9 protein-coding genes are annotated in these 9,545 nt (G+C 70.9%); 7 read left to right on the plus strand and 2 right to left on the minus strand.

From position 1 onward, the window contains the following. The first annotated feature begins 33 nt into the window (after window positions 1-33). Window positions 34-597 (plus strand): hypothetical protein, encoded by a 564-nt coding sequence (locus tag OHS33_RS39600; RefSeq protein WP_330335750.1) that lies wholly within the window; start codon window positions 34-36, stop codon window positions 595-597. Between the two features lie 122 nt (window positions 598-719). Here the strand turns inward: OHS33_RS39600 and OHS33_RS39605 are convergent, their stop codons facing one another. Beyond that, complete coding sequence (locus OHS33_RS39605; RefSeq protein WP_330335751.1) at window positions 720-1,298, minus strand: hypothetical protein; 579 nt, start codon at window positions 1,296-1,298, stop codon at window positions 720-722. A gap of 340 nt (window positions 1,299-1,638) precedes the next feature. Between OHS33_RS39605 and OHS33_RS39610 the strand changes: the two genes are divergently transcribed. Further along, window positions 1,639-3,183 carry a hypothetical protein gene (locus OHS33_RS39610; RefSeq protein ID WP_330335752.1) on the plus strand — a complete coding sequence of 515 codons (1,545 nt, stop codon included), beginning with the start codon at window positions 1,639-1,641 and terminating at the stop codon, window positions 3,181-3,183. Here OHS33_RS39610 and OHS33_RS39615 read toward each other — a convergent pair. Beyond that, the gene (locus tag OHS33_RS39615; RefSeq protein WP_330335753.1) at window positions 3,180-3,662 is read right to left on the minus strand and encodes a hypothetical protein; all 483 of its coding nucleotides are present in this window, start codon (window positions 3,660-3,662) and stop codon (window positions 3,180-3,182) included. The genes OHS33_RS39610 and OHS33_RS39615 overlap by 4 nt on opposite strands. Before the next feature lie 293 nt (window positions 3,663-3,955). On the opposite strand from OHS33_RS39615, the gene OHS33_RS39620 reads away from it, so the two are divergent. The 5 genes from OHS33_RS39620 to OHS33_RS39640 all read left to right on the plus strand — a co-directional run bounded on the left by OHS33_RS39620 (window position 3,956) and on the right by OHS33_RS39640 (window position 9,486). Beyond that, window positions 3,956-4,603, plus strand: a complete 648-nt coding sequence (locus OHS33_RS39620; protein WP_330335754.1) for a hypothetical protein — start codon at window positions 3,956-3,958, stop codon at window positions 4,601-4,603. A gap of 257 nt (window positions 4,604-4,860) precedes the next feature. Further along, complete coding sequence (locus OHS33_RS39625; RefSeq protein WP_330335755.1) at window positions 4,861-6,363, plus strand: 3'-5' exonuclease; 1,503 nt, start codon at window positions 4,861-4,863, stop codon at window positions 6,361-6,363. Window positions 6,364-6,566: 203 nt separating this feature from the next. After that, window positions 6,567-7,385 (plus strand): PIN domain-containing protein, encoded by an 819-nt coding sequence (locus OHS33_RS39630; RefSeq protein WP_330335756.1) that lies wholly within the window; start codon window positions 6,567-6,569, stop codon window positions 7,383-7,385. A gap of 91 nt (window positions 7,386-7,476) precedes the next feature. Continuing rightward, window positions 7,477-8,757: a hypothetical protein gene (locus tag OHS33_RS39635; RefSeq protein ID WP_330335757.1), complete on the plus strand. Its 1,281-nt coding sequence runs from the start codon at window positions 7,477-7,479 to the stop codon at window positions 8,755-8,757. A 141-nt stretch (window positions 8,758-8,898) separates the two neighbouring features. Next, window positions 8,899-9,486, plus strand: a complete 588-nt coding sequence (locus OHS33_RS39640) for a type II toxin-antitoxin system Phd/YefM family antitoxin (protein ID WP_330335758.1) — start codon at window positions 8,899-8,901, stop codon at window positions 9,484-9,486. Window positions 9,487-9,545 lie beyond the last annotated feature (59 nt).

A 9,545-nucleotide genomic window follows, 5' to 3' on the forward strand; every position in this document is an offset into this window, starting at 1 on the left:
CATGTCCACTGCTGGACATGTACAGTAGTGGACATGTTGAAGACCTATGCGGTGCTCGTCACCCCGCAGGACTACCCCCCGGCGCTCATCGGGCCGTTCATCGCCGAGACCAACGCCGAGCGCTACGCCGAGCGGATCGGGCCGTTCGAGAGCCGACGCCTGAAAAGCAAGGTCGACGCGTTCGTCGTCGTCGCCAACCCGCGCAGCAAGCACCTGGACCCGCGGCTGCCCACCGACCCCTGGACCCTGGGCCAGCTCATCGCCGAGGAGGAGGACCAGGATGCCTTCCCCTGCCTGTACGCCCGCCTCCACGCCCAACTCGGAGACGACGTCGCGGAAAAGGTCTGGTCGCGGGCCACCGGGTGGGAAGGAAACAAGACCTCCGGCCGCGAGCAGCTCCTCGCCTCGGCCGAGGACTGGCGCACCCAGCGCCTCGGCGCCGCTCACGCCCTCAAGCGCATCGCCGTGGAGCTGTGGAACGATGGCATGGAGAACGTCCAGGACATCAGGCGTGCGACCGGACTCTCCCGAACCACGGTCTATGAAGTCCTCCGCGCCGTCGGCATTGATCCCGCCACGCGCGACTCCGAGGAGTGAGGGCCTAGCCGGATCGCAGCCCGTGGACGGCTGTTCCCATCCCCCCTGTCGGCATCGTTTGACGACAGGCAGGCGGCGCGTCCAATACCACTTCCTGGACGGTTGTTCGGCGAGCAACGCCCCTACGCGTCCTCGCCGTACTCGGCGACGTAGGCCGCATAGTTCTTCGCGAGGACGGCCAAGCCAGCCTCCGCGGTGAGGTGTTCGACCGAGGCGACGACCGGGACCTGCCGGTCCTCGACGGTAGTGGCGATCAGCTCGACCTGGCGGGCCAGCTCGGCGACGACACTGGGCGCCGACTCGACCAGCAGCTTCCCGTCCCGCCACGAGAACCGCGGGGCCTGGCCGATGCCGGTGCTGCTGACCTTCGTGGCCAGGAAGCCCACGTGGCTGAACGGGAGGTCCGGGTTCTCGGTCAGCAGCAGATAGACCCGCGCGGTGTCCCCCCTGTAACCGATCAAACCGGTACACGGCTTGATCATCCCGTCTGCCCGGGCCGCCACCTCGTAGACCCGGCACTCGGTGCAGCGGAACAGGTCGGTGCTGCTCTCATACTCGAACTCGTGGCCACCATAGGCATCGTCCGGACCAGGGTCGCTGAGGGCCGGGCCGTCTGCGGTGCGCAGGGCCTGGGTGTACTTGCCGCCCTGGCGGGCGGCTTCGCGGGCGCGCTGCGCGGCGGTGGACTGCTTCTTCGGCACGGTCGACTCCAGCCTGGCGGTACTCCCACGCTGCCCGCCGGCGAATCGAGCCGGGGCGGTCTGCTGCACTCCGCGGGCCCCGGAGGACCTTGGCCGACTTTGCGCCAGGCGGCGTGGGCACCCGGCACGGCGGCGAACGGCGGTACGCGTCTGGCCGTGGCTCCACGGTAGGGCACATCGCTGCCAGCAGAACGAGCGGCACGCAGCCGGGGCGAGTGCGACCAAGGTCGAGCGTGGGCACGTGCTCACAAACAGCGGCCGACGGGACACTCCCCCTCGGCCGCTTCGTCGTCCGATCGGCTGGTTCGTCGAGGACGCCGCCTTTGGGATACTGGCGGGCATGTCCGGCATCACCGATGGCCCGAGTTCCACCCCGACTCCGCAGGACGTCGCTCTCGCCGAGCAGCTCGTCGCTCTGACGGGAGAAGCCTTGTCCGGGGCGACGCCCCTCACAGCCGAGCTGATCCGCGCCCACAACTCGCACATCGCCCTGCTGGACCGGCAGGCCCCCGTGGTCGCGGCGGTGCTGAGCATGTGCCGCGCGGCCGCGGAGCGCTGGCAGGCCAACGGCTTCGGGCACTTCAGCGTCGCCCGCTCCCTGCCGTCGATGGACGCGGCACTGACCAGCCTGGTCCAGGCCGCCGTCGACGGCGATGCCGACGCACAGCTGACCGAACGGGTACGGCGGGCCTGCGCGGCCTCTCCCGATGACGCCAGCAGGTTGATCGCGATCAGCTCCGGTGTGCACGCGATCCTCGAAGCAGGGCCCAGCCGCTTCCCCGCCACGGCGGCCATCGAACCGATCGAGCCGAAACGCCTGCCCGACCTGCGTGCCCGGCTCATTGCGGCGCAGCAGGGCAAGAATGCCGTCAACCGGCTCGCTCGCGCGCTCTTGGAGAACTCAGGAACCCTCGTGCCGTTTGTGGACTCCCCAGACGACGCGGCCCGGGTGCTGCTCGCCCAGGAGAACAATCGGCTCGCCAAAGCGCGGCTGTACCACGTTGATGAAGAGATGACCGAGGCCGCGATCCGCAAGGCGGAGCGTGGTCGCAAGGGGCCGCTGGCCCTGCACCGGGTGCCTTCCGAGTACGGGCTTATCGCCTTCGGGAAGCCGCTGGTGCGGACCGTGCTGGACGACGGAGAACGGCCGGCGGACGTGGTCGCGGTGTCCTGGGGGCCATGGGCCGCGGACTTCGCGCACGCGCCCAAGCACATCCAGCCGACCTCGGTGGCCGGGCCGCGGCAGCCGTTCTGGGGCTACTTCGGGCTGGACGAGGGCGTGCAGTACGTCGAGCCCGTCGACGGCCGTGAGCATCCGGCATGGTGGTTGACCCTTTGGACCCGCCCCCGCCACGCCATCCCCGGCACACCGCCTCTGCTGGCTGACAACGAGACCACGGTCGGCGCCTCCCAGTCCCTGGAACCGATGCTGCTGGGCACCACCGACGAGATCAGCCACGTCGTCTACGCGTGCTGGGACTTCATCACCCAGGAGCAGGTCACCAAGCGCCCGATCGCAGAGCAGCGCGTCCAGGAACGCAAGCCCACTGACCTGCGCCGCGACCGGCGCAAAGGAGTCGAGGACGACTCCGCAGTCCACCTCATCACGCTCCGGGGCCGCCGCCCCCAACCTGCTGTATCGGCCCCGGCCGCACCCGTGCCGGGCGGGCGAACGTTGGACTACCGGCAGGTGATCGCGGAGTACGACCGCTCCCACTGCATGAACCCCAGGCTGCACCGGGACGACCCCGACAAGAAGCTCCACCACCACGAGGAGATCACCGTGGTCGAATACGTACGCGGTCCCGACGGTGCCCCGCTACGCCCGACCAAGGAGTCCCGCACCGTTCACCAGCTCACGGCTGAAGGAGACGGACGGCCCTAACGCCGCGGCGGCAGTCCGCACGGTCCCTCGTGGAAGGAGAACTGCGGGCAGGGGCGGCCGACCCGGTCGATCCACCGCGAGCAGCGGCTCCTGAAGAGATCGCTCTCCGGGATGTGCCAGAGCGACTCGTCCAGCTCGCGCTCGTACGCGGAGCGCTGCTCGTCGGTACGGACGACATCGTCCGTACCGAGGCTCAGCTCCTCGCCGGTGTCGAAGACGACGTGGTACGGAAACGGGGTGACGTACCGCCGGACCCGGACCAACCGGCCGAGGGCGCCGGCGGGCACGTCGTACGGGACGCGGTAGTCCTCGCCCTCCGCCTCCAGCTCCTCGTCGATGTACGACCCGCGCAGCCGACGGGCAGCCTTCACGCGGTCGCCGTCCCGCAGGGTCAGGGATCCGGTCCGGACCCTGCGGACGATCTCCAGCCGGTCCTCCAGTGAGAGCGCGCCGAGGACATCGTCGAGCCGTGGTGTCATTGCGCCCACGGTAGAGGGGAGTCGACCGCCCCGAAGCCGGACGGCCAGGCTCGTACTCCTCGTGGGGGTCAGGGTGAACAGGCGGGTGTTCATGTCGGGGAATCCTTCCGGGTGATCCTCTGCCTGCTGTTCCGGAACGCCCCGGACCGGCTGCCTACGGCTGTCTCACCAGGCCGCGCCGGGTGAAGTGGCGAAGGCCAAGCCGGGTTTGACGTCCCGCAACACGGGACCGCCATCACCATTTTCCGTAAGGATGCTTACGGGGAATCCGTAAGGGTGCTTACATTGCTGGCATGACATCCACGAGCCCGTCAGCAGGATCCGAACCGGCGTCGACGCCGTCCGCGTACCGGGAGTTGGTGCTCCAGTGGGGCCAGCCGCTCGGTATCGAGGAGGCCCGCGCCCGGTGGGGGCAGGTGGTCGCGGCCGCCGAGGAGGGGGCCATCACGCTGGTCACGGCCGAGAGCCGCGGGTACCGGGAGTGGGCCGCGGTTGTGCCGGTGCGCGAGGTCGTCGAGGCGGGCCGCTGCCCGGTGTGGTCGCTGAGCGAGGCGCGGCCCAAGCTGGGCGATCTGGTCGCGGACGCGACCCGGGTGCCCGAGGCTGCCGCGCAGGTCCTCACCCGGCACCGCCGTCCGGTCGCCGCCGTGGTCGCCGCGGTCACCCTCGTACACCGTCCCAAAGCCGGTGAGCGTATAGACGTGGACCGGCTGCTGAGGAGCGGCGGCACCGTCGTCCTGGGCTTCGATCCGGGTCAAGACGGTGCGGTCGACGACCACGGGGATCTCCTCCATGAGCCGGAGGACCCCCGCTACACCGCCGTGGCCCGGGCGTCCGACGGCCGGGAGATCGGCCAGGGGGCGGGCGACAGCATCGCGGACGCCCTGCTGCGCCTGTGGCAGCCCCCCGCGCACCTGTACTCCGACGAACCCCCCTTCTGACCCCTTCCCGTCTCATCCGACAGTCCCCACCACGCCACCTGCACCCAAGGTGCCAGGCCCCGGTGCCGACCGGCGCGAACGGCAGGCACCACCCACGACCTGACCGCGCCGGGCGGTACCGGGGGGAGCGGGGGTCCGGGGGCCGGCGAAGGCCCCCGGGACCACCGGCCCCAGCCACGGATCCGGCCCACAGAGCAGCAGGCGCCCCGCAACGGGCGCCACTCGTCCACCGATTCGCAGACCACGGAGGTACACCGATGACGGACACCACCACGACGGCAGAGGCGACCGTCCCGGAGCAGGCCGCGCCGCCGGAGGCGACGACGTGGCCGGAGGCCTTGGGCGCCACCCGGATCGCCGCCATGCTGGCCGAGCTCACCGGGGAGCCGGTCCGCAGCGCGGACGTCACCACGCTCGTCCAGCAGGAACACCTGGTGGAGGTCGACTCGTACAAGGGTTGGCCGATGTTCTCGACCGAGACGGCGCGCGAGCTCGATGTCGAGCTGATCCGTGCGATCGTCGCCAAGCGGGTGGCCTGGCAGGAGGCGACCCTGCCCCGGGACGAGGCGGCGGCGCGGATCGGGTGGCACTGGAGCGACATCGCCCGCATGGGCCGCGCGGGCCGCATCACCACCGGCCCTGACGAGCGGTACTTGATCGCCGACCTGGACAGGCTCGCCGTGGAGGCCGACGGCGAGCAGTACATCACCGCGCAGGCGGCCTGCGACATCCTGGAGATTAGGCCCGCCGACTGGCGGTACGTGGAGGCGGCCGGTTGGATCGAGCCCGCCGAGACCTACGAGAAGGAGGTAGGTCGGCGGCGGTCCGTGACCGTGGCGCTGTTCCGTCTCGGGGACGTCCGGGACCTGCGGGACATGCCCGGGGTGGACTGGGAGTCCGCCCGCGGTCTGGGCAAGGGGGTGCGGTCGCCGCTGCGCGAGTACGCCAAGCTCGCGCCCACTCGTGCCGCCACGATGAAGGGCTTCGCGCAGGAGCTCGCCGACCGGTACGGCACCACGGTATGGGCGTGGCACTCCCCGTACTCGGGGAGTTGGGAGCTGGATTGGGTGCGTACCGAGGACGGCCCGACGAAGGAGACCGTCCGCGACGAGCTCGCCACCCACCCGGTCGTCGGCTCCTACGCCGACGAGATCACCCTGTGTCCGGCCTGGGGCCGGATCACCCGCCGGGCCCGGCAGCTCCTGGAGCCGGGCGCCGCGGTCATCCTGGACACCGAGACCACCGACCTCTACGGGCAGACGATCGAGCTCGCTGTCGTGGACGCGGCCACCGGCAAGGTTCTCCAGGACACTCTGGTGAAGCCCACGGTGCCGATCACCGAGGGCGCCCGGCATGTGCACGGCATCTCCGACGCCGACGTGAAAAACGCGAGGCCCTTCGAGAAGATCCTTCCGCGCCTGCGGAAGGTGACCAAGGGCCGGGTCATTTGTGCCTACAACTCCGAGTTCGACCGCTCCGTGATCCTCGGCGACGTCCGGCGGGCCGAGAAGAAGCCGCTGCACCTGGAGCCGTACGAGTCCTGGTACTGCCTCATGGAGGCGTACGCCTCGTGGCTCGGTTCGAACCGGTGGCTGCGGCTCGGCGGCGGCCATCGTGCGGCCGGGGACTGCCTCGCAGCCCGGGGCGTCCTGATCGAAATGTCGAAGGGCCGGGGCAGCGAGTTCACCCCGCAGCCGGCGGGCCCGGGCGATCCCGTCGCCGGACCGCCCGCGGGTACCGCGCTCGCGACCGTCTCCTGACGCTCCGCTCCCCACGCCCCCTTCGGGGCGGGTGCTCGAGGAACGCCCCACCCGAGTGGGCGTCCTCGGCCCCGTATCGAAGGGGGCGTGCCTCGTGCACCCTCACGCCGCCGCCGAGGCATCGTCGACACCAGCCAGCCCCTACGAGCCGGGCTGTGGGATCTTCCCCCTCGTGCCTCTGCTGCTCTGCGAGGATCTCCGCCATGAGACTGAAGCCCGGCTACACCCTGGACATCGCCGAGAAGGACCTCGCAGCCGCCCTCGTGAAGTGGCAGAACCTTCACGACAACCAGGACCAGCTGTGGACCAAGTACTTCCAGACGGTCACTGACACCCACACCCAGCTCTCCCAGGCGCTGACCGATCCCGATCTCGGAGCAGGTCTCTACGAGGGCCAGTACTGGCAGCTGGCGACGACCGCAGGCGCCTCCCCCATGCTGCACGGAACCCTGGTGCGCGAGGTACGGCGGCAGATCGCGGCCATCGAGGGGGCCCAGGAGCAGGTGAAGCAGCTGCGCCTGTACGCAGAGCGGCCCGGGGTGGCGATCGTCTACGACACCAACGCCCTGAACCACTGGTCCCGGCCGGACGAGGTGAAGTGGACCGAGGTGCTGCGCGAGAACGGCCTTGAGGGGAAGTTGGCCCGGCTCGTCATACCGCTCGTCGTGATTGACGAGCTCGATCAGCAGAAGAGCGGGACCAACCCCCTGAGCGAGAAGGCCGCCAAGGCGATCCGCTTCCTGGAGAAGGCCCTGGAGGACACCGCTCCCGGTCAGGCCGTGGAAGTGCGGTCCGACGCGACGCTGGAGGTCCGCCTCGATCCGCCGGGGCATCGGCGAGGCGACCCGGACATGGAGATCCTTCTGTGCGCTGCCGAGCTCGATCAGCTCGGCGTGCAGACCCGGGTGCTGAGCAACGACTTCGGCCTGCACCTGCGTGCCCGGAGCATGAGCCTGGTCCCGATGAGGCTGCCTCAGACCCAGCAGCGGAAGGTACCCCCGGCGCCCGCCCCCAAGGCATAGCGGACCTCTTGGCCGGGGCCCCAACTGGACGCCGGGCAACACGTATTCTCCGACGTGATCTTTCCCGCCTGTCCGACCGAGTGAGGTACCTGTGCGTGCTCCTGTCCGGCCGCTCGTTCTCGCCCTATCCCTGACCGCTGGTCTCGTCGCCGGGTGCGGTCCGGCGGCCGATGACGCCAAGCCGAGCAGCACGCCCCCGCCCGCGGCCAGCTCACCGGCTCCGTCCTCGGAGCCGAAGCTGGTAGCGCACGACCCGCCCAACTGGTTCGACACCCGCGGCAAGGTGCTGCTCCCCGAGGTGGCCACGACGGGCCGGACCAACCTCGCGGGCCAGGTCCGCGGCGGCGGCACCGACCTGCCCGTCCTCCTGCACGACACGGTGGCCTACGTCGCCTCCCCCACCGGGGTACAGGTCGTCGATCTCGCCACCGGCCGCACCGTGGGCGAGGAAGCGGCCCGGGGCGAGGCTCTGCGCAGCGGCACCGAGGGCTTCACCCTGCCACCGGTCCTGGCCGGCAGTGAGGTTCTGATCCCGGCCCTGATGACGACGCCCGCCACTGGCACGTACGCCGCCGGGGCGGTGGTCGAGGTGATCGCCGTCGGTACGGCGGCCCCGTACAAGGCCGCCTGGCGGGCCGCGGTCAAGTTGCCCGAGTGGGCGACGAAGTCCGGCAAGATCAAGGTTGCGGCCGTCGGAGCGCTGGACGGTACGGCCGTGGTCACCGTGGTGGGCGACGACGCCTCGGTGTCGTACGGCATCGACACGACGGCGCACTCCTTGCGGTGGACCGCTCCCGGTGTGAAGGCCGTCGCGGTGGGCACGGGGATGGTCTCCGGTCTGCTGGACGGTGAGCCCCTCACGCCTGTCCCGGTCGGCGTCGACCTTGCCACCGGCGCCGAGAAGTGGCGGGGGGTGGCCACGTACGCCGCGGATATGGAGGCGGCCGGTCCCCTCACGGTCCGGGTTGCAGGTCAGCTGCCTGACGGCTCGAAGGTGGACCAGCTGCTGGACATGACCAGCGGACGGCTCCGTGCTGCCATGCCCCCGGGGCTGGAGTCGACGACGTGCACCTACGACCAGATCCGCACGCTGGTGTGCGCGAGCTCCTCCGCGGTCGCCGCGGTGGACCCGGCCACCGGGCAGTCCCTGTGGGCGCTCAAGGCCGGCGAGGGAGACCGCCAGGCCCCGAGGGTGACTGCGGTCTGGCACGGGCGGGTCTACGGCCGGGGCGTGGGCGGCCCCGTTGCGCTGGACGCGCGGACCGGCGCGGACATGCCCACGAGGCCCGAAGCCGCGCCCCTTCTCGTCAATTCCTTCGTCGGGCTGGTGCTGGAGGACAACCGGCTGTCGAGCTACCCGGCGGGCGGCTGAATCGTCCCGGTCTCGCCCGCGAGCCCGTGTGTGCCCGTCGGTCGCGCCCGGGCTCGCGCCTTCCCGCCGGGTTTCCGGGGTGGAGGGCTGTGGAGGTGATGTCCGCGAAGCGGGACCCGAGTTGTGTACACAATGGCTCCCGTGCGAGAGAGCGGAGTCCGCGAAGCGCGGGCACACCTGACGGACCTAGTCGCCGACGCCGCCCGCGGCGACGGGACGGTCATCACCAAGCACGGCCGCCCCCTGGCCGTGCTGCTGCCGCCGGAGGCCGCCGAGGTCTGGGAGCGTCACCAGCTCTACGTCGCCGAGCGCGACCGGCGCCAGGCCGTCGCCGACGAGAAGACCAGCCGGCGCGAAGCGTGGGGGAACCAGACCGTGCACCCGGTCGCCGCCGTCGTCCGCTACCACGGCCGCGCCAGCAGCGACGACCACCTCTACCTCCCCGAGGCCGACCAAGTGCCCCGGCCCCGCCGCGAGCTGCGCGCCCTGGTCGAGCAGCTGCGTCCCGACTACCGGTCGTGGATGGTCGAGGCGTGGTACGAGGACGACCCGCGCCGACCCAGCCCCGACAGCGCCCGCTTCCGCAACACCGCCCGGCACCGCTACGACTGGGCCGACCAGGGACAGAACAACGTACTGCACCTGCTCGACACCGAGGGCAACACCCTGGCCCGCGCCGAGTACGACGGCCCAGTCTGGATCGAGGGCGACCCGGACAACGCCGAGTAGGCGACACTGGACTGCCCCGGCGGCGTGCCAACGTCCGGCCGATGCTGCCGCCGCCGGGG

Source organism: Streptomyces sp. NBC_00536 (assembly GCF_036346295.1).
Classification (GTDB): Bacteria; Actinomycetota; Actinomycetes; order Streptomycetales; family Streptomycetaceae; genus Streptomyces.

Bases quoted from the DNA above. Each gene is read 5' to 3' on its own strand.
- OHS33_RS39600 (WP_330335750.1), top strand. From the start codon at position 34: ATGTTGAAGACCTATGCGGTGCTCGTCACCCCGCAGGACTACCCCCCG.
- OHS33_RS39620 (WP_330335754.1), top strand. From the start codon at position 3,956: ATGACATCCACGAGCCCGTCAGCAGGATCCGAACCGGCGTCGACGCCG.
- OHS33_RS39630 (WP_330335756.1), top strand. From the start codon at position 6,567: ATGAGACTGAAGCCCGGCTACACCCTGGACATCGCCGAGAAGGACCTC.
- OHS33_RS39615 (WP_330335753.1), bottom strand. From the start codon at position 3,662: ATGACACCACGGCTCGACGATGTCCTCGGCGCGCTCTCACTGGAGGAC.
- OHS33_RS39625 (WP_330335755.1), top strand. From the start codon at position 4,861: ATGACGGACACCACCACGACGGCAGAGGCGACCGTCCCGGAGCAGGCC.
- OHS33_RS39610 (WP_330335752.1), top strand. From the start codon at position 1,639: ATGTCCGGCATCACCGATGGCCCGAGTTCCACCCCGACTCCGCAGGAC.